This window comes from Flavobacterium sp. CLA17, from assembly GCF_013112255.2.
GTDB classification, from domain to species: domain Bacteria; phylum Bacteroidota; class Bacteroidia; order Flavobacteriales; family Flavobacteriaceae; genus Flavobacterium; species Flavobacterium circumlabens.
The window spans coordinates 5,407,169-5,429,904 of sequence record NZ_CP068294.1; the positions used below are offsets into that span (position 1 = coordinate 5,407,169).

Consider the following 22,736-nt stretch of genomic DNA (forward strand, 5'->3'; position numbering starts at 1 on the left):
TAGATAATTTTCTAATTGACACATTCTCTAATTGACACATTAAATTATGACAACAGAAGAATTAACAAGCAACGTATTATTGGCTCTGGACGAAATCAGGCCTTTTTTAAATTCTGATGGAGGAGACATTACACTCATTTCTATTGACGATGACAAACATGTAAAAGTTCGTCTTGAAGGGGCATGTATTAGCTGTAGTGTAAACCAAATGACTCTAAAAGCAGGCGTTGAAACGACGATAAAAAAATATGCACCACAGATTGAAACTGTAGTCAATATCATGTAACGCAAAATATTTTTTTGCACGTTACTACGCAGTTGAATTAACAAGAATAATAGGCCTTAAGGTGTTTTTGATTGTAAAATCTAAAAAAACATTCAAAAAAACGCTTGTTTTTGCGATTTTAACAAAAAATAATATAAAGTTTTAAGAGATTATATTGCTTTATTGTTACATAATTAACTTAAATTTGTGACATAACCCTTAAGCTTTAATCTATGAGAAATTATTACACTTTAATTTTATTATTATTTTTTGTTTGCGCAAACTATGCACAAAGTCCTAAAACCCTAATAGTTGATAAAGCCTGGGTAAATGAATCAGAAGAATGGTCTGATTTTACGTATGCCGGACAAATTGTGTTTTCGACGAATTCCAGTACAGAAGAAGGAGCATTAAGAATTGGTAACTACGATTTTTTATACGACTTCTGTGAAGGAAAAGCTAAATTTGCGAATAAAGCAACTTACAGCGCAGCCGAATTTTCACATCCAAGAAAACTTTCTGTAACAACAGATAAACAAGGAGTTGTTAATTCAACTTACGAAGGGACTTTAATTTTTCAATCTGACAAAGATTATTACTCTGTAATTGCAGTAGTGACATTGTTAGAAAAAGAAGGAACTATGCTTGGTGTAAAAATGCATTTAAAGGATAACGAAAGAAGAGAATATGCTTTTAGTTTAAAACCTAACAGTTAATTAAAGATGAAGGATTTGTTCACGTTTTCAAATCCTAAAAAAAATTCCACCAATTAAAATGGATGTATTAATAAAGATTAAAGATCGAGAAGGAGTTATACACGAATTACAGGCTCCAACTGATATGGCAATGAATATAATGGAGTTGTGCAAAGCATATGAACTTCCTGTTGAAGGAACCTGCGGAGGAATGGCAATGTGTGCTTCCTGCCAGTGTTATGTTCTGAATGATGTTGCATTACCGGAAATGGGAGATGAAGAAGAAGCCATGCTGTCGGAGGCGTTTTATGTTAAATCTAATAGTCGCTTAGGCTGTCAGATCCCAATTACAACAGAATTAGAAGGGCTGGAGTTAGAACTGGCACCGGAATATTAAAATTATCAAAAAAAGCGAGAATTTAGGTTCTCGCTTTTTTATTTAATTTTCAATCAACAACTTTAAATCTTTAGAATCGCCAGCTAATTCCTTAATTTCAAGAAGTATATCATCGTATTCAAACGAAAATTCTACAAAAGCTATTCGGATCAATAAATCCTTAAATTTATTATAGCTACTAACTGAAAATTGTGATTGCAACAGATCTGAATTATTTTCATTCAAAATCATTTTCTCAAGAAGACGACGAAGAATTTCTTTAGAATTTGTGGATATGCTATTTTTTCTAAAACTATCAAATAGATTAAAGAATGCATCCAAAGCCATCTCTTCATTTCCAAAATATTCAGCCAATATTATATTTCTCCAGCCTGGAGTAGATTCAGAACGTAAATAATAATTTGCTACAAAATCATGAAATAAACCAAAATCCGGCTCTAATTTTTCATCAATTCCCTTTATACTACAAGCAGTCAAGTATCCATTAATATGAAAATATAATGCTGAAAGGGAATATTCTCCAATATATATCGCTGTTCTAATTTTAATCAAATCAATGTAGTCATATAAATTTTTAATATTCGTCATAAGTTATTTGCTTTCAATCTTTAATTGTATTTTTTAATAAGTTCTTCCAAAGAAAACTCTTTTAGCAATTTATCCAAATATTTTCCTCTGCTGCTTAACTCACGCTGATAAGGCGCAAAATGACTTGTATATTTATTGAATGCATCATTCAGTTCTTTTAAATGATTTATTTCTTCTTTGCTTATAGCTGAATCTTTATTTTCAATGAAATCTAATATTCTTTTTATTGCGATTTCTTTTTCGATAATGGCTTCCTCATTACTTTGTAGAGTACAGATTCCGTAAATCCCTTTGCAGAAATAATCCCATTCTTCTTCGAGTGCCTTATCTGCTTTTATAAGATCTATTTTCCCATTTTCATCAAAAGTATTTCCGTACGCGAATTTTTTGTGATTATGATTGGTTAAATTAGACAATAACTTTTCCTTAAACTCGCTTTTAAACTTTTCAGGATTAGTATTCTCAACATTTTTTTCAATAAGTTTCACAATGCTTTTTGGAAAATACTTTTTAGAATTAACAACCTTAAAATGATCATTTAAGGAAGAACTGATATTTATTTCTGAGTTAACAACGTATGAAGGTTCAGGAATGAGTTTGTCTTCAATAAGTTGCTTTAATTTATCCGAAGTAATCTTTGTTATTTTGATAATCGCTTCGGCTTCCAGATAATTATCTTCAATGTATTTTATATTTATATCCTGCATCTTAATTCTATTTACAAATCAAATATAACATAACATCACACAAAAAAACCGTAATTACGAAACATAATCACGGCTTTCTCTATAACAACTTTTGTAACCTCTATTTATTACACCAAACCTGCTGCAATTAAATATTCAGCGATTTGAATGGTGTTTGTTGCAGCCCCTTTTCTTAGGTTATCAGCAACAATCCACATGTTTAAAGTGTTTTCCTGACTTTCGTCACGACGGATTCTTCCAACGAAAACATCATTTTTACCTTCAGCGTAAAGAGGCATTGGATACGTAAAAGTATCTATATTATCCTGAACCGCTACTCCATCAGTATGGTGTAAAATTTCACGCACTTCATTTACATCAAAATCATTGGTAAACTCAACGTTTACAGCCTCACTGTGACCTCCAACAACCGGTACACGTACAGCAGTTGCCGTAACTCTGATGGTATTATCGCCAAGGATTTTTTGAGTCTCACGAACTAATTTCATTTCTTCTTTCGTGTATCCGTTGTCTTCAAAACTGTCACAATGTGGAATTGCATTTCTATGAATAGGATATTTGTAAGCCATCTCACCCTGAATTCCCGCGTATTCATTTTCTAATTGTCTTACCGCTTTTACACCTGTTCCGGTGATGGATTGGTACGTAGAAACAATAATTCTTCTGATATTGTATTTTTTATGCAAAGGTGCCAATGCCAGTACCATCTGAATAGTTGAGCAATTTGGATTCGCAATAATTTTATCTTCTTTTGTTAAGGATGAGGCATTGATTTCCGGAACAATCAATTTTTTGGTCGGATCCATTCTCCAGGCAGAAGAATTATCGATCACTGTAGTTCCGGCAGCTGCAAATTTTGGAGCCCATTCTAATGAAGTATCTCCTCCTGCGGAAAAAACTGCAATATCAGCTTTCATATCAACAGCGGTTTGCAATCCTACAACTTTATATTTTTGACCTTTATATTCAATTTCTTTTCCAATTGATTTCTCAGAAGCAACAGGAATCAATTCTGTAACAGGAAAATTTCTTTCCGCTAAAACTTTCAGCATTACTTCGCCAACCATACCAGTGGCACCTACAACCGCTATTCTCATTTTTATATTTTTAGTATGAATTAATCTAAATTACAATGCAAAAGTATACATAATAAAAATCAAAACAAGACGATTCACAAAAAATAACAAAATGTTACAAAACAAACAAAAACAAAAAAACCGTCCCAATTAAGGAACGGTTAAGTTAGACTTAGTGTAGCGGTATTATATTATTGTTTATTTTTTAAAAGATCTCTAATCTGGATCAATAACTCTTCCTGAGTTGGGCCAGCCGGAGGTGGTGGCGGAACGTCTTTCTTTTTAAGATTATTTATTCCTTTAATAATCAGGAATAATACAAAGGCAACAATTACAAAGTTAATGACTGCCGAAAGAAACAAACCGTATTTGACTCCTCCAAAAGCTGTCAGTTCTTCTATGGTAGACAGATGTGCAGCATCTAAAGCAGGCTTCAATATCAATGGTGTAATAACATTCTCAATTAATGAGCTTACAATTTTTCCAAAAGCAGCTCCAATTATAACCCCGACAGCCAAATCGACTACGTTGCCTTTCATTGCAAATTCCTTAAATTCTGAAAACATTCCCATAATTCTCTCTTTATTTAATGATTAATTGATACCGAAAATACGTAATTTTCTCTAAAGTTCCTGAAATCTATCTGAAAAAAACGCGCTTCACCCGTTGCGAAATACTCGTTAAAATTTCGTATGGTATTGTTTTTAAAGCGTCTGCAATCTCCGTTACGGTTGGATTTTCTCCAAAAATAACAACTGAATCTCCTTCTTTACAATCCATTTCACTGACATCCACCATCAGCATGTCCATACAGATACTGCCAACAATGGGTGCTTTTTGGTTTTTAATATTTACATAACCGACCTGATTTCCCCATAACCTCGAAATTCCATCGGCATAACCAATCGGGATGGTTGCGATTTTAGTTTCTTTCTGTGCCATGAAACGACGGCCATACCCAACGCTGTCTCCTGCCGGAATGGTACGGACCTGTGAGATAATCGATTTTAAAGTCCCCACATTTTCCAGGTATTTCTGCTCCAGAGAATCGTTTGAAACGCCGTACAAACCAATTCCAAGACGCACCATATTATATTGGGCATCAGGAAAATTACTGATTCCGGAGGTATTGAGGATATGACGGATCGGATTTATATCTAATTCCGACATTAATTTAGACGATAATCTTTCAAATAACCGGACTTGGGAAAGCACAAATTCATAATGATTCATATCATCACTGGTTGCCAGATGCGACAAGATACTTTGTATGCGAACGGTTGAATTTCCTTTTAAAGTGGCAATTAATTCATCTATCGTATTTTCTTCAAAACCCAAACGATGCATTCCGGTATCTAATTTGATATGAATTGGGAAGTTTTTCAGGTTCTTTTCACGTGCGATTTTCAGGAAAGCATTTAATCCTTTCACACTATAAATCTCCGGTTCCAACTGGTATTGAATAATTGACGGAAAACTTGTCGATTCCGGATTCAAAACCATAATCGGTAATTGGATTCCGCCGTTTCTAAGCGAGATTCCTTCATCGGCGAAAGCCACACCCAAATAATCTACTTTATGATATTCTAATAATTTTGCAATTTCCAAACCTCCGTTCCCGTAGCCAAAAGCCTTGACCATCACCATCATTTTTACCTGAGACGCTAATTTGGCTTTAAAGAAATTCAGGTTATGACTGATGGAATTGAGGTTAATTTCAAGAATCGTTTCATGTGTTTTCTCTTCCAGCAGGGTCACAATTTCTTCAAACTGAAAGGATCTTGCTCCTTTTATCAGAACGGTTTCATTGGCAAAATTCAGACTTTCAAAACTGTCTATAAAATCGGCTGTGGTCTGAAACATTACGGCGTTTGAAAATTTGTCTGAGAAGGATGAAATCGTATTTCCAATTCCAATTACACGGTTTACTTTATTATCGGTGATTAATTGTGCTACTTTCGAATACAATTCTTCGTTTGAAAATCCGCTTTGAAAAATATCGGATAGGATAACCGTTTTAGAAGCATTCTTATTCTGGCTTTCCAGAAAATCCAGAGCAATTTTGAGCGACTGAAAATCGGAACTGTAGCTATCATCAATAATACTGCAATTATTTATTCCGTTTTTTACTTCAAGGCGCATTTCTACCGGATATAACAACTGCATTCGATTTTGAATTGTTGCAGCGTCATATTTGAAATACAGCAAAACCAACAAACAGGAAATACCATTTTCGATAGAAGCAGAATCCTGAAAAGGAATTTCTAAATCAAAAATCCCGTTTTGATATTGATACTGAATAATTGTCTTATCGTTTTTACTCTCTTTTTTAAGAATAAAAACATCTGCCGTTTTATCGGTGAAACTCCATGAAAAAAGTACTCTGTCCTGTAATTGATTTTCTTTCAAAAAAGAAGCCAGACATCCATCAACAAGTTCACTTTTTTGATAGATAATTACTGCTGCCCTTTTGAAAAGCTGGAGTTTCTCGCTGATCTTTTGTTCTAAATTCTGAAACCCTTCATCGTGAGCTGAGCCAATATTGGTTAAAACGCCAATATTCGGTTTGATGATTTGCTCGAGATGGGCCATTTCATTAACCATAGAAATTCCGGCTTCAAAAATTCCCAGATTATGTTTTTCATTAATGGCAATTACAGATAATGGAACTCCAACCTGCGAGTTGTAACTTTTAGGACTCCTGATAATATTGTAATCGGGGCTCAATAAAAAATTAAGCCATTCTTTTACGATCGTTTTGCCGTTGCTTCCGGTTAATCCGATAATAGGGAAATGGAATAAATCCCTGTAATAAGCAGCAAATTGCTGTAGGGCATTCAGACTATTTTTCACCACCAGGAAATTGGCTTTTCCCTTGGCATTTTCAGGTATATATTGCACGACAAAATTCTGAACGCCTTTTTCGATAAGTTCGGGAATATACAAATGAGCATCATTATTTACACCCGACAGTGCAATAAACAAAGTTTTTGATCCGTTTTGTAAGGAACGGCTGTCGATCGAAACATGATCTACAAAAGTAGCTGTATTGAAACCAATCCATTCAGCCTGAAGAACAGGAATCAGGTTTTTTAAGTCTATGCTCATTTAAAAATCTTTTTGTCAAATTTAAAACATTAAAGACAGAAAAGAGTTGTGATTCTCTTAAAAATACAAGGATTGATTACGGCAAAAAAGTGCCCTTAAAATAATTTGATCTGTGAAAACTTATGAAATTCACAGCAAAAAACTTTATTTTATTATATTTGTTTAACACCTCAAATTACCTTGTTTTGAAAAAAATCCTGCCCCTGTTTTCTTATATCCTTCATCCGATTTTTATATCGGTGTATGCTACTTTATTTTATCTGTACTGCAAAGAGGATATTTTTACGAACAGGGAAAAATATTATGTTTTATTTCAAATTCTGATCATAACCGTTTTAGTACCGGTATTGTTTTTCCTGTTACTGCGCTCCACCGGACATATAAAATCGGTCATGGTTCCCGAAATTTCCCAGCGCAGAATTCCGCTTATCTTACAATGCTTTTTATACATTTTACTGGTAAAAAGAAGTATTATTATCACCCGTTATCCTGAACTTCATTTCTTTTTCCTTGGCGCTTTATTCAGTACCATTGTTGCATTAGTGCTTTCTCTTTTTAAAATAAAAGCAAGCCTCCACATGCTGGCGATTAGCGGGCTGACTGTTTTTATTATCGGGCTAAACATTCATCTGCAAATGCAAAATCCGTATTGGACGGCTTTGGCTGTACTATTAACGGGTGCAGTAGCTTCATCCCGTCTGGAAATGGAAGCTCACACCCATAAAGAATTACTTATTGGTCTTTTGGCCGGGACCCTTCCCCAGATTTTATTCCTGTATTTGTGGTTATAAAATATAGAAAATCAAACCGGCATTGATGGTCTGAATGTTTACGTTTTGACCGGAAATGGTTTTAACTGAGGATTTAAACAATGGATTTAATCCGTAATAGATATAAACATTCCAGGTATTGTAGCCCGCAGCAAGATAAGTACCGTATTGCAGTTTATTTATATCCGGATTATTGTTGATTTTATAAGTCATCTCACCATCATCTACAGCAGATTTAGTAGAGAACGCATAACTGACTTTAAGTCCTCCGTAAACTCTCCAAAACTTATAACTTTCATACGTTGAATTTCTCCAGCGGAATTCGATAGGAAGATCTATCAAATATTGCCTGTATCGATTGGAAACAATTTCATTATAATCATTTACCCCATACACTATTTCGCCCTGACCGTCTCTGGAAATAGTAAAATTCTGAAAGAAATTCTGATAACTCAAACCAAGACCTGTAGCAAAGGCAAGGGTTCTTTTTTTGTTAATGGGCATATCGCGCAAAAAACCAGCCGAAAGTCCCACTGAAAATTTATCCTGTTTAAGGCCGGGAGGAATATTGGCAAAAAGATTATAGGTAACAGAAAAGTAAAACTGATCTTCACGGTATAACGAATCGATTTTAACGATTGGCTCTATTTTAGGTTTTGTTTCTTCCTGAGAAAAAACAGTAAAAAACGACACTAAAAATAAACAGCTAAAAAGTAATCTCATATCGTATTTTGATTTTAAAGAGTTTTTCAAGTAAACGTTTTTTGAAGATGATTTATTTCACTTACAAATATAATATAATGCCGGCTCAAGAGCCGATTAGAAAGCAATAATTCTCTTTTTCTTTAAAAATAAAACGATTTCCTGCACTAGTTTTAATGAATCAACAATAGAATTTAAAAAAATTGCTCCATTTTTGACTGCTCTTTTATACCTTTGCATAGAATGAAGAAAAAGCAGCTCATATTAAGTGTTTCTTTGGCCCTGACAGTATTGTTCTCAATATTGTTTCAGTCGATACACAGTTATGAGCATATTGTAAAACAACTTTCAGAGAAACAGTGCCATCACGATTATAGCGACCCAAGTGGCGAGATCACGCATGAGCATCATAATTATGATCTTTGTTATGTGTGCCATTTTTCTTTTGGAAGCTACTTAGTTCCGGAAGAATTTTCATTTCAGTTTACTGTTTCCAACAAGGAAATACCTTATTTCTTTGCTCTTTCAGAAAAAATATTTCCATTTTCAGAAAGTGCTTATTTATTGCGCGGTCCTCCAAAAGCTATAGTTGCTTAAATTTCGAAACATCGAAATAAAATCAAAAATCTTTTAAGTTACATTTCAAAAAAGCATTGGGTTTCCCCATCCTGACAGTATCAGGATCGGCAGACTTTACTATTATTTTGGTGTTTATTTTAAAAGAAAAATCCATTTAACTATAGCATCATTTTCAAATGAAAAAAATAATATTAGCCCTTGTTTTAGGGTTTTCAGGGCTGCTTTCAGCTCAAAATTCCGTGTCCGGAACCGTATCCGATCTTCAAAACCAGCCAATGCCGGGAGTCTCTGTTTATGCTCCGGAATTACATAAAGGCACCACCACTGACGTCAACGGAAAATATGAATTTACGAATCTTCCAAACGGAAGTTTACGCCTTTCTTTTACTTTTGTCGGCTACACCACGCAAAACAAAACGATTGCCAAACTACTAAAAGAGAATACGCTGGACGTCACATTACCGGAGTCTATCTTTGAGATGGATGAAGTAATTGTATCTACGCCTTTCAATAAACTGCAATCGCAAAACGTAATGAAAGTGGAACATGAAAGCATCAAAACATTACAGCAAAAAGGAACATCAACTTTAATCGAAGGTCTGGCAACCATTCCCGGGGTTTCTCAGATTTCAACGGGAACTTCTATCGGGAAGCCGGTCATCAGAGGTCTTAGCGGGAATCGTGTTTTGGTGTATTCCCAAGGTGTTCGTATAGAAAATCAACAGTTTGGAGACGAACATGGATTAGGTTTAAATGATGCCGGAATCGAAAGCGTTGAAGTCATTAAAGGCCCAGCTTCTTTATTGTACGGATCGGATGCTTTGGGCGGGGTTTTATACTTTAATCCTGAAAAATTTGCTGATGCGAATACGTTTAAAGCCAATTTCAGTCAAAAATACTTTACCAATACACAGGGAAGTAATTCATCTATTGGACTAAAAACGTCTACAGACAACTGGAAATTCTTAGCCCGCGGAAGTTTCAACACACATTCCGATTATAAAATTGCCGACGGAGACCGCGTGACCAATTCACGTTACAACGAAACTGATTTTAAAACCGGAATCGGGTACAGTAACTCCACTTTCTCCAGTGTATTACGATACAATTACAATAAATTGGATATTGGTATTCCCGAAGACGGAATCGCGGAACAATCTTCAAGTAAAGACACACAATTTCCGAGACAGGGAATTTTCAATCACTTATTGAGTTTAAACAATGTGATCTTTTTTGAAAATTCGAAATTAGACGTTGATTTGGGTTATATTTCCAATGACCGAAGTGAATTTGAAGACAGTAATGTTGCGTCTTTACACATGAAGCTGAACACTTTGAATTATAATGTAAAATATCATTTCCCGAAATTTGGTAAAATTGAAACCATTCTTGGCGTACAGGGAATGCATCAAACGAATACCAATTCAGGTGAAGAATATTTGATTCCGGATGCCACTACCAATGATTTTGGCGTTTTTGGAACCGCAAATTACGAATGGGACAATAGTGTTATTCAGGCCGGATTACGTTTTGACAACCGAAATGTGAGTTCTGAGGCTCATGGAATTGTAGATGAAGAAGGTTATTTTCAGGCTTTAGACCGCTCTTTTGACAGTTTTAATGCTTCATTAGGTTATAAAACCAAACTGGCTGAGCCCCTGACGCTTCGCTTAAATGTCGCTACAGGATTCAGAGCACCAAACTTAGCCGAATTAACGTCAAATGGTGTTCACGAAGGAACCAACAGATACGAAATTGGAAACGCGGCTTTAAAAACCGAGCAAAACGTTCAGACAGATTTGAACCTGGAATACAAAAATTCGCATTTTGAGTTTTTCATCAACGGATTTTACAATCATATAAACAACTATATCTACACTTCTCCAACAGGGCAAACCTTAGAAGACAATGATGTTTTTGCCTATATTCAGGACAATGCCAAACTATACGGTGGTGAAGTTGGACTTCACTTTCACCCTCACCCGCTGGACTGGCTGCATTTTGAAACCAGCTTTGAAACGGTAACCGGTAAAAAAGACAATAACGATTATTTACCTTTAATTCCGGCTAATAACTGGAATAACACGCTTAGAACGGAGTTCAAAATCAAAAATTGGCTGGAGGAAGGATTTGCTTCCCTGAACGTTTCGTCTACTTTTGATCAGGATAATGTGAGTGGTTTTGAGACTGCTTCAAAAGGGTATACATTAGTAAATTTAGGTTTTGGAGGAACGGTTAAGCTAGGGAAAACCGCTTTCGACATCAACCTGAATGGAAATAATTTATTCGATAAAAAATACATTGCACATCTCTCCAGATTAAAAACAGACGGTATTCCGAATATTGGAAGAAACATTGTGTTAGGAGTTAACTTCAACTTGTAATTTTCTTTAACCATATAAGTCATATAAGTAAATATAAGCATGCTTAATTAAATGAACTTATATTACTTATATGGTTTAAAATTATTTAATCCAAAAGTGCTATTTTTGCTACAACCATAAACCTTAACGATGAAAAAAACAATTCTTATAATGGCTATCACTACTGCAGGAATTTCATTTGGACAAAATAAAATTAAATATCCCGAAACCAAAAAAGGAGAAACAATCGATACGTACTTCGACACCAAAGTAAATGATCCGTATCGCTGGCTTGAAGATGATAAATCAATCGAAACAGGAGCCTGGGTAAAGGCTGAAAATGAAGTAACTTATGGTTATTTAGATAAAATTCCATTTCGAGAAGCGCTTAAAAAACGAATGGAAAAGCTTTGGAATTTCGAAAAAATAGGTGCCCCGTTTACAGAAGGAAAATTTACATACTACTCTAAAAATAACGGACTTCAGAATCAATCTGTGATTTATAGAAAAGGAGAAAAGGGTAAAGATGAAATCTTTTTGGATCCCAATACTTTTTCGAAAGACGGAACTACTTCTCTTGGCGGTTTAAATTTCTCTAAAGACGGATCAAAAGCAGCGTATTCCATTTCTGAAGGAGGAAGCGACTGGAGAAAAGTTATTATCATTGATGCTGTTTCGAAAAAAGTGTTAGAAGACACCATCGTCGATGTGAAATTTAGCGGTGTTTCCTGGTTAGGAAATGAAGGTTTTTACTATTCCAGCTATGATAAACCGAAAGGAAGCGAATTATCTGCCAAAACAGATCAGCATAAGTTATATTTCCACAAATTGGGAACTTCACAAAAAGACGATAAAATAATTTTTGGAGCAGATCAGAAAAGAAGATATGTTGGTGGTTCTGTTACAGAAGATGATCGATATCTGATTATCTCGGCAGCAAATTCTACTTACGGAAATGAATTGTACATTAAAGATCTATCCAAACCGGACAGTCCGATTATTACTATTGTTGACAACTTTAACAGCGACAATCAGATTATTGAAAATGAAGGCAGTAAATTGTTTATCGATACTGATTTAGGCGCACCTAATAAACGAATTGTCACCGCAGATGTCAGTAACCCGAAACCGGAAAACTGGAAAGATTTCATCAAAGAAACCGAAAATGTTTTAGCTCCCTCAACCGGTTCAGGATATTTCTTTGCGAATTATACCAAAGATGCTGTTTCATTGGTATTGCAATATGATTATAACGGAAAATTAGTTCGTGAGATCAAACTTCCTGCTGTTGGAACTGCCGGAGGATTTGGAGGAAAAAAGGAAGAAAAGGTTCTTTACTACAGCTTTACCAATTATACTACTCCGGGAACTATCTTTTCTTTTGATCCTAAATCGGGAAAATCGGAAATTTATCAAAAACCGGTAGTAGACTTCAAAAGCGAGGATTACGAATCAAAACAGGTTTTCTATACTTCAAAAGACGGGACAAAAATACCAATGATTATTACCTATAAAAAGGGATTAAAATTAGACGGTAAAAACCCGACGATTCTTTACGGTTACGGTGGATTTAATATCAGCCTGACGCCAGGTTTCAGTATTGCAAATGCAGTCTGGATGGAAAACGGAGGCGTATACGCTGTTGCCAATTTAAGAGGCGGAGGCGAATACGGTAAAAAATGGCATGATGCAGGAACGAAGCTGAAAAAGCAAAATGTATTTGATGATTTCATTGCTGCCGCTGAATATCTGATTGCCCAAAAATATACTTCATCCGATTTCTTAGCCATTCGCGGAGGTTCAAACGGAGGATTATTAGTAGGCGCTACAATGACTCAGCGTCCTGATTTGATGAAAGTAGCTTTACCGGCTGTTGGAGTTATGGACATGTTGCGTTATAACGCTTTTACTGCCGGAGCGGGTTGGGGTTTTGACTACGGAACTGCTCAGGACAGCAAAGAAATGTTCGAATACCTAAAAGGATACTCACCGGTTCAAAACGTTAAAAAAGGAGTTCATTATCCGGCAACTATGGTAACTACAGGAGACCATGATGATCGTGTTGTTCCTGCGCACAGTTTTAAATTTGCTGCTGAATTGCAGGAAAAACAAACGGGAGACAATCCTGTTTTAATCCGTATTGATGTAAAAGCCGGTCACGGAGCAGGGAAATCTGTTGCGGCCACTATTCAGGAAAATGTAGACATTCAGGCGTTTACGCTTTACAATATGGGCTTCAAAGCTTTACCGAAAAAGTAAAACTAAGTCTGTTTTTATAGCCCCAGATTTAAGAGTTAAAATGATTTTTTTTGCCACGAATGGCACGAATTATCGCGAATTTTAATTGGAGAACATTTGTAAATCGTGGCTATTTTTTCACGCAGATTTTGCAGATTGAGCAGATTTATTTTTTTTCTGCAAAATCTGCTCAATCTGCGTGAAACTTTTTTAATTTTATCTAACCTCCTTTTTTAAGCAATCCTTTTCTCTTAAATTTGAAATAACTAAAAAACCAAAAAAATGAAAATTGTAAAATGGGGAATTATCGGTTGTGGTAATGTAACCGAAGTAAAAAGCGGACCTGCTTTCCAGAAAACTCCAAACTCAGCCTTAGTAGCCGTAATGCGCAGAGATGCTGCCCTTGCCGAAGATTACGCCAAACGTCATAATGTGGCAAGATGGTATTCGAATGCCGTAGATTTAATTAACGATCCCGAAGTCGATGCCGTTTATATTGCTACTCCTCCATCTTCTCATAAAGAATATACAATTTTGTGCGCCAAAGCCGGAAAGCCGGTGTATGTGGAAAAACCAATGGCGCTCACGTTTGAAGAATGCAACGAAATGATAAGCGTTTGTAAAAAGCACAATGTCCCTTTATTTGTCGCTTATTACAGAAGAAGCTTGCCGCGATTCCTAAAAATAAAAGAGTTAATCGATCAAGGGAAAATAGGAGCTGTAAGACATGTAAATTGCGTTTTATATCATCCTTTTGAAGAACGTTACGATGATGAAATCAATTTGCCCTGGACCGTTTTGCCACACATTTCAGGCGGTGGAATATTTGTCGATTTAGCGTGCCACACTCTGGATTTTCTTGATTTTGTATTGGGACCAATTCAATCCGTTCGCGGACATGCGAGTTCTCAGCTTCAAGCGTATCCTGCAGAAGATTCGGTTTCGATGTCCTTTTTATTCGAAAACGGGATTCACGGAACCGGTTTATGGAATTTTGCGAGTTTTGAGCGTTATGACAATACTGACATCGTAGGTGATAAAGGAAAAATCTCTTTTTCAACTTTCGGAAATGATCCAATACATATTCAATATACAAATGGTGAGCAAGAAAGTATTACGATCGAAAATCCGCTTCACATTCAGCAGCCTTTTATCGAAACTGTTGTTGCAGAACTTTTAGGTAACGAAGGATTTTCTCCATCAAAAGGAACCTCGGCAGCCAGAACAACCTGGGTTATTGATGAAGTGCTGAAGGAATTTAGAAATTCGAAATAGAACAATATCAGATAATTTGTCATTTCGACCGAAGGGAGAAATCGCATAAGAAACTCCGTAGCTATAATCACCAATCTTTGTCGATCATCTAGTGTGATTTCTCCTTCGTCGAAATGACACAAAACCAAAAAAAGAGGATATTCGAAATGAATATCCTCTTTTTCTAAAAACTAAACTTTATAAAATTACAGGCTGTATTTAAGACCTATAGTCAAACCTACACCAGAAATTCCAACATAAGAACTAATATCATCAGTAGCTTTTGTATCATCAAAACCAGCTGTATTAGTTACTTTACTATTAGAACTTGTAGTTAATTTATCCACGTAATTAGTATGAATAGCAGAATAAGAAGCATCTTGTCTAAAAGTAGATGGTGTATGCAATTTATCCACTCCGTTTTCTGTAAATACAGTAGTTTCTTTTGTTTTTCCGTGAACAGTAAAGTTTCTGTATTCAATTTCAGCAAATAAAGCTATTTTTTTGCCTAATTTATAAGAACTTCCAATTGCAGCCATAAAACCAATAGTTGGGTTAGGTTTTACAACATCTTCAGAATACGTTTTTGCCATTACGCCTGCTGCAGTAGAATACTCACGATTAGTCTTAATAGTTAAATCTCCATGAATAGGAACAATAACTCCTACTTTTGTATATGGCTCAAAACCTTTAGTTTCTCCCAAAAATAGCACTAATGCAGGTGATAAATCCCAAGCTTTGATTTTTCCTACAGCATCTCCGGACACAAAAATATTTGTTGGCGCAGTAGCAACTAAACGATTCGTAGTTTGAACCATCAATTTATCAGCACTAGAATAATAGTTAATTCCCATTTCAACTCCTAAACGCGTTGAAAAACGGTAACCTGCAGTTAATCCAGAACGAAAACCCTCTCCAAATGAACCATGATTTGTTTCTCTCGAAATTAAAGTAGTTCCATTCGGTCCATAAACATCCGTATTAGGCAATTGACCATTTACAATTGGAAATTCAGTTGCCGCAGTTTGAATAAAATATGATCCTCCCAATTTAAAATACCAGCTCTCTGGTTTATCTGCATTTTCTGTCTGCGCCATTGTGGCCATAGAGCAAACTAATAATCCTAATAAAAATAGGTTCTTTTTCATAATTCTGATTTAATTAATTTATACAAACTTAGATTATTTTAACACAATCTTACAGTTTGCTAAGTGAGACTTGTAGCGAAATCGTTATAATTTCGAGCAATATTACTAAAAAAGTATTATGCATGCATATTTTTAACTAAAAAAAAACGCATCCTTTTAAATTTTAACTGTTAAAATTTAGTTCAACTTGAAATTTACCTGCATTTTCTCTAATTCCTGTAATAGTTCTGTCGAAATTTTAATCTTTAACCGGCGACTTGGCATCGTTAATTTGGTCACGACCTTAATTTCTTCAACTTCATTTACTTCCTGAATTTTAGTTTCTTCCAGCGGGGTATCGTCACTATCGTTTTCTTGTTCAAAAACAGCATCATCAGTTCCTTCAAAATCAGTTGGAGTTTCAACCGCAACCAAACGTTTTATATTTTCTAATTCCATGATTTCAAAAGTCACAGTATTATCTCCTTTATTCTCATTAAATAAATGACTCAGTTTATGAATAAATTCAGTTTGCAGGTCTTTAATATTCAGCAATAAAACCAATTTTTTGGCAAAGGCTTCCAGAATATCCTGTAATTGCCTGATCTCAACAAACTGCATTCTTGGATCCGATTTTTTACCGGTATCATGATTTACCCAGCCATCTTTTATTACTATTTTAAGGAAAGCGAAATTATTCTGAATCAGGAAATGGCGAAACTTTAAGTATTCCTCGCCAAAAATCTTAAACTCATAACTTTCATCATATCCTTCTAAATTAAATACAGCCCAGCCTTTTCCGTTCTTAGCAACACGATGCTGCACATTATTTATGATTCCGGCAAAATTTAGATTTTTACCTACATATTCATTCATACTTTTTAGCGCTTCCAATCGGGCATTGCAGAAGTATTTCATTTCAAATCTAAAATCGTCCAGCGGATGTCCGGAAATATAAATTCCAACCACTTCTTTTTCCTTGGCCAGTTTTTCCATCGTGCTCCAGTCTTCACATGGAGGAACGACAGGCTCGGCAATCTGAACTTCACTTGATTCCCCGAACAAACTTACCTGCGATGAATTTTCATTTTCCTGAAACTTAGATCCGTAACGAATTGCTTTTTCATAAAAGGTAATTCCGTCACCATCATCATGAAAATATTGTGCTCTTGTTGTTCCTTCAAACGAATCGAAACCACCGGCCAAAGCCAGATTTTCGATCGCTTTTTTATTGGCCGCACGCAAATCGATACGCTTCGCCAAATCAAAAATCGATTTATACTTCCCTTCTTTTCTATTCTCTACAATTGTTGCCACAGCTCCGGACCCGACACCTTTTATAGCACCCATTCCAAAACGTACCGCATATTCATCATTTACGGTGAATTTATAAAACGACTCGTTTACATCCGGTCCTAAAACCTGCAATCCCATTCGTTTGCATTCTTCCATAAAAAAGGATACTTGTTTGATATCATTCATATTATTCGAAAGAACCGCAGCCATATATTCTGCCGGATAATGTGCTTTTAAATAAGCCGTCTGATACGCAATCCAGGCATAACAAGTCGAGTGTGATTTGTTAAAGGCGTAACTCGCAAAGGCTTCCCAGTCTTTCCAGATTTTCTCTAAAACTTTTGCGTCATGACCTTTTTTTACCGCCTGCTCTACGAACTTAGGCTTCATTTTATCCAGTACGTCTTTTTGTTTTTTACCCATCGCCTTACGCAAAACGTCGGCTTCACCTTTTGTAAAGTCTGCCAGCGATTGCGACAAAAGCATTACCTGCTCCTGATACACCGTAATTCCATAGGTTTCTCCCAGATATTCCTCACAGGCATCTAAATCGTATTTGATTTCTTCTTCCCCATTTTTTCTTCTTACGAAAGACGGAATATATTCTAAAGGTCCCGGACGATACAAGGCGTTCATGGCAATTAAATCCCCAAAAACCGTCGGCTTCAGGTCCTTCATGTATTTCTGCATTCCGGGCGACTCGTACTGGAAGATTCCAACTGTTTCTCCTCTTTGGAAAAGCGCATACGTCTCAACATCATCAATCGGAAATGTATCCGGATCCAAATCAATTCCGTTTCTATATTTTACCAGTTTAACGGTATCTTTTATTAAGGTAAGGGTCTTCAGACCCAGGAAGTCCATTTTTAGTAATCCAGCACTTTCTGCAACCGAGTTATCAAACTGCGTTACATATAAATCAGAATCTTTTGCGGTGGTAACGGGAACGAAATTCGTAATATCCGATGGCGTAATAATTACACCACAGGCGTGAATTCCGGTATTTCGCATCGATCCCTCCAGGATTTTTGCCTGTTGAATGGTTTCTCCTGCCAAATCATCTTCATTGGCAATGGCGATTAATTCTTTTACATTATCAAACTCATCCGAACGAAGGGCTTTTTTAACCTCATCTTCGTTTTCAGAGATAAAACGCGCCAGATTCCATTTTGAAGGCATCATCGCCGGAATCAGTTTTGCAATTCTGTCGGCTTCAAACAATGGTAAATCCAGTACACGAGCCGTATCACGAATCGCTGACTTGGTGGCCATTTTACCATAGGTAATAATTTGCGCCACCTGATTTTTACCGTATTTATTGATTACATAATCCATAACGCGTCCACGGCCCTCATCATCAAAATCGATATCAATATCGGGCATGGATACACGATCCGGATTCAGGAAACGCTCAAAAAGCAAATCGTACTTAATCGGGTCAATATTTGTAATTCCTAAACAATAGGCTACGGCAGATCCCGCCGCAGATCCACGTCCCGGTCCTACCGAAACGTCCATATTTCGGGCTTCGGCAATGAAATCCTGTACAATCAAAAAGTAACCCGGATATCCGGAATTCGAAATGGTCAGTAACTCAAAATCCAAACGTTCCTGAATAGATTCCGTAATTTCTCCATATCGTTTTTTTGCCCCCACCATCGTAAGGTGTCTCAGGTATTTATTTTCTCCTCTTACACCGCCATCCGCTTCATCTTCAACTACTACAAATTCCTCCGGAATATCAAATTTCGGAAGCAATACATCGCGATAAAGCGAGTAAATCTCCACCTTATCGACAATTTCCTGAATATTGATAATCGCATCCGGCAAATCGGCAAAGAGTTTTTTCATCTCTTCCTGCGACTTATAATAATATTCCTGATTGGGTAATCCGTAACGATAGCCACGACCACGGCCAATTGGTGTCGCTTGTTTTTCTCCGTCTTTTACACACAATAAAATGTCGTGTGCATTGGCATCTTCTTTATTTAAATAATAGGTATTGTTTGTGGCAATTAACTTGACATTGTGCTTCTGAGAAAATTCAATCAGGGTTTTATTAACACGATTCTCATCTTCCTGATTGTGGCGCATGACTTCAAGATAAAAGTCATCGCCAAATTGCTCTTTCCACCAAATCAAGGCTTCTTCGGCTTGGTTTTCACCGACGTTCAGGATTTTACTCTGGATTTCTCCATATAAATTCCCGGACAAAACCATGATATCCTCTTTATATTTTTCTACGATCGCGCGGTCAATTCTCGGAACATAATAAAATCCGTCCGTAAACGCAATCGACGACATTTTGGCCAGATTATGATAACCGTTTTTGTTTTTAGCAAGCAATACTAACTGATTACCATTGTCTTTTTTACTTTTATCCAAATGGTTGTCGCAAACATTGAATTCGCAACCTACGATTGGTTTCATCTCCGTTTCTGTTGGCTCTTCTCCAGCTTCAACCAAAGCTTTATTTTTCGCAGAAGCTGCTTTGTTGTGATTCATAACGGCGCTCACAAAGTGAAAAGCCCCCATCATGTTTCCGGTATCGGTCATTGCCACGGCCGGCATTCCGTTTTTGGCTGTAGCCGAAACAATATTGGCAATTCCTATAGTAGATTGTAAAACCGAAAACTGGGTGTGATTGTGTAAATGCGCATATTTTGCCGCTTTAAAATCTGCTCTGTCAGAATCTGAAACTACCGTTTGTTTATCATCTGATTCTAAAGCTCTTAATTGCTCCCTGATTTTATCAGATGCTGCTTTTAAGTTGATGTGTTTTAGACCAATTAGCGGAAATTCCTGTGGATTTCTATTTTGAAATTCCTTAAAATAATCCTTCGGAACATCCAGTTCTTCTTTGGTAAAAACCTCTCTTCTTATTAATTCCAGGAAACAACGCGTAGTTGCTTCAACGTCGGCGGTTGCGTTGTGTGCTTCTGCAAACGGTTTATTAAAAAGATAACTGTGTAATTCTGTCAGGGTTGGTAACTTAAACCTTCCTCCACGACCTCCGGGAAGCTGCAATAAAGAAGCAGTAACCTCTGTACAAGTATCCAGAACCGGCATTGAAGCCATTGGAGAATCAACTCCCAATCTATGGAATTCGGCTCCCATAATGTTAACGTCGAAACCTAAATTCTGTCCGACAATAAATTTGGTTTTGCCTAAAACAATATTGAATTTCTCCAAAACTTCGGCCAGCGTAATTCCATCCGCTTCTGCAAGCTCAGTCGAGATTCCGTGAATACGTTCTGCGTCATACGGAATGTTGAATCCGTCCGGTTTTACCAAATAATCCTGATGCTCGATCAATTGTCCCATTTCGTCATGCAGCTGCCATGCGATCTGTATACAGCGCGGCCAGTTATCAGAATCGGTTATGGGAGCATCCCAGCGTTTTGGTAATCCGGTTGTTTCGGTATCGAATATTAAATACATAAGTTTAAATAGCAAAAATTAAATTCCAAATTCCAGGTCCTTTGTCGACATAAAACGTTGATTATATGAATTATAAAAATCCCGAAATACAAATATGGAAGAAGTTCAAATTTAGTCATTTTTTGGAAAAAGAAAACGGATTAATACTCAAAAAATTATTCTTATCAACTCATCAGTATTTCTCTTAAAATACATAAAATTTGATAAAAATCACTTCTTTGGATGTCGTAGTATTTCAATTAAAAAACAGAAGAAAATGCTCGCTTTAAATCTCGTTTTAACAGCATCAAAAAAGACTTTTTATTTGAAATTTAAAAAATGAAAGAAAGAATTCAAAACTGATAATTATTACTATTTTTACTTACATTGTTACATTTATTTCACCAAAACACTCTATTTTATAGTAATTTTGAGATAATTTCACAAACTATCAGAATAAAAAACAATAGAAAATAATTTAAGCCGAAAAAGAAAAATAAAATCAATTTTCTATTCCTTTTTCGATAAAATCTGAATGTATAAATGCCAATCGCAATTTGTATTTTGGTTTGGGTATCGTATATAATGAAATATTGAAATTGACGCCCTAGTATCTTTTTTTACTTTTGTTTTCCTATTATAATGAGCAGGAAATTGCTGTGGTTAGAAATTACAATTAAAAAAAATAAAAAATGAGTAAGACATTATTTGACAAAGTATGGGATTCACATGTAGTACGTAAAATTGAAGATGGGCCGGATGTGTTTTTTATTGACCGTCATTTCATTCATGAAGTTACTAGTCCCGTTGCTTTTCTAGGATTAAAAGCCAGAGACGTTACCGTTTTATATCCGGAACGTACTTTTGCAACTGCAGATCACAATACACCAACCATAAACCAACATTTACCAGTTGAAGATGCTTTATCTGCCAATCAGCTTAAAGCACTTGAAGATAATGCTGCCGAATACGGAATTTCGCACTGGGGATTAGGTCACATTAAAAATGGAATTGTACACGTAGTGGGTCCTGAAAACGGAATTACTTTGCCGGGTGCTACTATTGTTTGTGGCGATTCCCACACGTCTACTCACGGTGCTTTTGGAGCGATTGCTTTTGGTATCGGAACTTCTGAGGTGGAGATGGTGCTTTCTACGCAATGTATCATGCAGCCAAAACCAAAGAAAATGCGCATTAACGTAAATGGTGAATTGAGTAAAGGTGTTGGTCCAAAAGACGTGGCGCTTTATATTATCGCTCAATTGACTACTTCCGGCGGTACAGGTTATTTTGTTGAATACGCCGGTGATGTTTTCGAAAATATGACGATGGAAGGCCGTATGACGGTTTGTAACCTAAGTATCGAAATGGGTGCGCGTGGCGGAATGATCGCTCCTGACCAGAAAACTTTTAATTTCCTTGAAGGAAGATTATACGCTCCAAAAGGTGAAGCCTGGGATAAAGCAGTTGCGTATTGGAAAACTTTAAAAACGGATGCGGATGCTGTTTTTGATGCGGAACTAAACATCAACGCCTCAGATATTGAACCAATGATTACTTATGGTACTAACCCTGGAATGGGAATTGGTATCTCCAAACATATTCCGAACGCCAATCAGGTTGAAGGCGGTGAGGAAACCTATAAAAAATCTTTAGCCTACATGGGTTTCGAAGAAGACGATGTCATGATTGGAAAACCAATTGATTATGTTTTCCTAGGAAGCTGTACAAACGGACGCATTGAAGATTTCAGAGCTTTTACAGAAATTGTGAAAGGAAGAGAAAAAGCAGATAATGTTACCGCCTGGTTAGTTCCCGGTTCTCATGTTGTTGAAGCTCAGATTAAAGAAGAAGGTTTATTGGATATTTTAACTGAAGCCGGTTTTGTATTACGTCAGCCTGGGTGCTCAGCATGTTTAGCCATGAACGATGATAAAGTTCCTGCCGGAAAATATGCGGTAAGTACTTCAAACCGAAACTTTGAAGGTCGCCAGGGTCCTGGTTCCAGAACATTATTAGCAAGCCCAATTATGGCTGCCGCTGCTGCTGTTACAGGTAAACTTACAGACCCAAGAGACTTATTTTAATTCTCGCTATACGCTTTAAGCATTAGGCTTTAAGCTGAAAAATCAATACAAAAACATTGCTGTA

At 36.3% G+C, this 22,736-nt stretch carries 17 protein-coding genes; 9 read left to right on the forward strand and 8 right to left on the reverse strand.

What is annotated here, in order from left to right; genetic code table 11:
• The first annotated feature begins 46 nt into the window (after positions 1-46).
• From HAV12_RS22325 to HAV12_RS22335, 3 genes are all read left to right on the forward strand, one after another.
• On the forward strand, positions 47-286 hold the full coding sequence (locus tag HAV12_RS22325; protein WP_026982674.1) for a NifU family protein: 240 nt from the start codon (positions 47-49) through the stop codon (positions 284-286).
• Between the two features lie 212 nt (positions 287-498).
• The gene (locus HAV12_RS22330) at positions 499-981 is read left to right on the forward strand and encodes a hypothetical protein (RefSeq protein WP_171571523.1); all 483 of its coding nucleotides are present in this window, start codon (positions 499-501) and stop codon (positions 979-981) included.
• Between the two features lie 58 nt (positions 982-1,039).
• Complete coding sequence (locus HAV12_RS22335; protein WP_026982672.1) at positions 1,040-1,357, forward strand: 2Fe-2S iron-sulfur cluster-binding protein; 318 nt, start codon at positions 1,040-1,042, stop codon at positions 1,355-1,357.
• 42 nt (positions 1,358-1,399) lie between these two features.
• Here the strand turns inward: HAV12_RS22335 and HAV12_RS22340 are convergent, their stop codons facing one another.
• The 5 genes from HAV12_RS22340 to HAV12_RS22360 form a co-directional block, all read right to left on the reverse strand.
• Positions 1,400-1,945, reverse strand: coding sequence for a hypothetical protein (locus tag HAV12_RS22340; protein ID WP_171571524.1), 546 nt, complete (start codon positions 1,943-1,945; stop codon positions 1,400-1,402).
• 20 nt (positions 1,946-1,965) lie between these two features.
• Positions 1,966-2,652, reverse strand: coding sequence for a DUF6058 family natural product biosynthesis protein (locus HAV12_RS22345; protein ID WP_171571525.1), 687 nt, complete (start codon positions 2,650-2,652; stop codon positions 1,966-1,968).
• Between the two features lie 107 nt (positions 2,653-2,759).
• The gene (locus HAV12_RS22350; protein ID WP_171571526.1) at positions 2,760-3,749 is read right to left on the reverse strand and encodes an aspartate-semialdehyde dehydrogenase; all 990 of its coding nucleotides are present in this window, start codon (positions 3,747-3,749) and stop codon (positions 2,760-2,762) included.
• Between the two features lie 170 nt (positions 3,750-3,919).
• A complete protein-coding gene (gene mscL / locus HAV12_RS22355; protein WP_171571527.1) occupies positions 3,920-4,300 on the reverse strand; it encodes a large conductance mechanosensitive channel protein MscL in 381 nt (126 codons plus the stop codon).
• A gap of 67 nt (positions 4,301-4,367) precedes the next feature.
• The gene (locus HAV12_RS22360; RefSeq protein ID WP_171571528.1) at positions 4,368-6,836 is read right to left on the reverse strand and encodes a bifunctional UDP-N-acetylmuramoyl-tripeptide:D-alanyl-D-alanine ligase/alanine racemase; all 2,469 of its coding nucleotides are present in this window, start codon (positions 6,834-6,836) and stop codon (positions 4,368-4,370) included.
• A 185-nt stretch (positions 6,837-7,021) separates the two neighbouring features.
• Here HAV12_RS22360 and HAV12_RS22365 point away from each other — a divergent pair, with 185 nt between their 5' ends.
• Positions 7,022-7,627 carry a hypothetical protein gene (locus tag HAV12_RS22365; RefSeq protein WP_240345211.1) on the forward strand — a complete coding sequence of 202 codons (606 nt, stop codon included), beginning with the start codon at positions 7,022-7,024 and terminating at the stop codon, positions 7,625-7,627.
• Here the strand turns inward: HAV12_RS22365 and HAV12_RS22370 are convergent.
• Positions 7,622-8,359: a porin family protein gene (locus HAV12_RS22370; protein WP_370528470.1), complete on the reverse strand. Its 738-nt coding sequence runs from the start codon at positions 8,357-8,359 to the stop codon at positions 7,622-7,624. The two genes, HAV12_RS22365 and HAV12_RS22370, sit on opposite strands and share 6 nt — an antisense overlap.
• A 192-nt stretch (positions 8,360-8,551) precedes the next feature.
• On the opposite strand from HAV12_RS22370, the gene HAV12_RS22375 reads away from it, so the two are divergent.
• The 4 genes from HAV12_RS22375 (at position 8,552) to HAV12_RS22390 (ending at position 14,763) form a co-directional block, all read left to right on the forward strand.
• Complete coding sequence (locus tag HAV12_RS22375; RefSeq protein ID WP_171571530.1) at positions 8,552-8,905, forward strand: hypothetical protein; 354 nt, start codon at positions 8,552-8,554, stop codon at positions 8,903-8,905.
• A 158-nt stretch (positions 8,906-9,063) separates the two neighbouring features.
• Positions 9,064-11,271, forward strand: a complete 2,208-nt coding sequence (locus HAV12_RS22380) for a TonB-dependent receptor (RefSeq protein WP_171571531.1) — start codon at positions 9,064-9,066, stop codon at positions 11,269-11,271.
• Between the two features lie 129 nt (positions 11,272-11,400).
• Positions 11,401-13,509: a prolyl oligopeptidase family protein gene (locus tag HAV12_RS22385; RefSeq protein ID WP_171571532.1), complete on the forward strand. Its 2,109-nt coding sequence runs from the start codon at positions 11,401-11,403 to the stop codon at positions 13,507-13,509.
• A gap of 261 nt (positions 13,510-13,770) precedes the next feature.
• Complete coding sequence (locus tag HAV12_RS22390; RefSeq protein ID WP_171571533.1) at positions 13,771-14,763, forward strand: Gfo/Idh/MocA family protein; 993 nt, start codon at positions 13,771-13,773, stop codon at positions 14,761-14,763.
• A 185-nt stretch (positions 14,764-14,948) separates the two neighbouring features.
• Here the strand turns inward: HAV12_RS22390 and HAV12_RS22395 are convergent, their stop codons facing one another.
• Together HAV12_RS22395 and dnaE are read right to left on the reverse strand one after the other, a co-directional pair.
• Positions 14,949-15,890: an outer membrane beta-barrel protein gene (locus tag HAV12_RS22395; protein ID WP_171571534.1), complete on the reverse strand. Its 942-nt coding sequence runs from the start codon at positions 15,888-15,890 to the stop codon at positions 14,949-14,951.
• Positions 15,891-16,067: 177 nt separating this feature from the next.
• Entirely contained in the window at positions 16,068-20,606 is a 4,539-nt protein-coding gene (gene dnaE, locus HAV12_RS22400; RefSeq protein WP_171571535.1) for a DNA polymerase III subunit alpha, read from the reverse strand.
• 671 nt (positions 20,607-21,277) lie between these two features.
• Here dnaE and leuC point away from each other — a divergent pair.
• Positions 21,278-22,672 (forward strand): 3-isopropylmalate dehydratase large subunit, encoded by a 1,395-nt coding sequence (gene leuC, locus HAV12_RS22405; RefSeq protein ID WP_171571536.1) that lies wholly within the window; start codon positions 21,278-21,280, stop codon positions 22,670-22,672.
• The last annotated feature ends 64 nt before the right edge of the window (positions 22,673-22,736 follow it).

Excerpts from the sequence above, each read along its gene's own strand:
- HAV12_RS22375 (WP_171571530.1), top strand. The coding sequence starts at position 8,552 with ATGAAGAAAAAGCAGCTCATATTAAGTGTTTCTTTGGCCCTGACAGTA.
- HAV12_RS22360 (WP_171571528.1), bottom strand. The coding sequence starts at position 6,836 with ATGAGCATAGACTTAAAAAACCTGATTCCTGTTCTTCAGGCTGAATGG.
- HAV12_RS22345 (WP_171571525.1), bottom strand. The coding sequence starts at position 2,652 with ATGCAGGATATAAATATAAAATACATTGAAGATAATTATCTGGAAGCC.
- HAV12_RS22390 (WP_171571533.1), top strand. The coding sequence starts at position 13,771 with ATGAAAATTGTAAAATGGGGAATTATCGGTTGTGGTAATGTAACCGAA.
- HAV12_RS22385 (WP_171571532.1), top strand. The coding sequence starts at position 11,401 with ATGAAAAAAACAATTCTTATAATGGCTATCACTACTGCAGGAATTTCA.
- HAV12_RS22330 (WP_171571523.1), top strand. The coding sequence starts at position 499 with ATGAGAAATTATTACACTTTAATTTTATTATTATTTTTTGTTTGCGCA.
- HAV12_RS22350 (WP_171571526.1), bottom strand. The coding sequence starts at position 3,749 with ATGAGAATAGCGGTTGTAGGTGCCACTGGTATGGTTGGCGAAGTAATG.
- HAV12_RS22325 (WP_026982674.1), top strand. The coding sequence starts at position 47 with ATGACAACAGAAGAATTAACAAGCAACGTATTATTGGCTCTGGACGAA.
- HAV12_RS22340 (WP_171571524.1), bottom strand. The coding sequence starts at position 1,945 with ATGACGAATATTAAAAATTTATATGACTACATTGATTTGATTAAAATT.
- HAV12_RS22380 (WP_171571531.1), top strand. The coding sequence starts at position 9,064 with ATGAAAAAAATAATATTAGCCCTTGTTTTAGGGTTTTCAGGGCTGCTT.
- HAV12_RS22395 (WP_171571534.1), bottom strand. The coding sequence starts at position 15,890 with ATGAAAAAGAACCTATTTTTATTAGGATTATTAGTTTGCTCTATGGCC.
- dnaE (WP_171571535.1), bottom strand. The coding sequence starts at position 20,606 with ATGTATTTAATATTCGATACCGAAACAACCGGATTACCAAAACGCTGG.
- HAV12_RS22335 (WP_026982672.1), top strand. The coding sequence starts at position 1,040 with ATGGATGTATTAATAAAGATTAAAGATCGAGAAGGAGTTATACACGAA.
- leuC (WP_171571536.1), top strand. The coding sequence starts at position 21,278 with ATGAGTAAGACATTATTTGACAAAGTATGGGATTCACATGTAGTACGT.
- mscL (WP_171571527.1), bottom strand. The coding sequence starts at position 4,300 with ATGGGAATGTTTTCAGAATTTAAGGAATTTGCAATGAAAGGCAACGTA.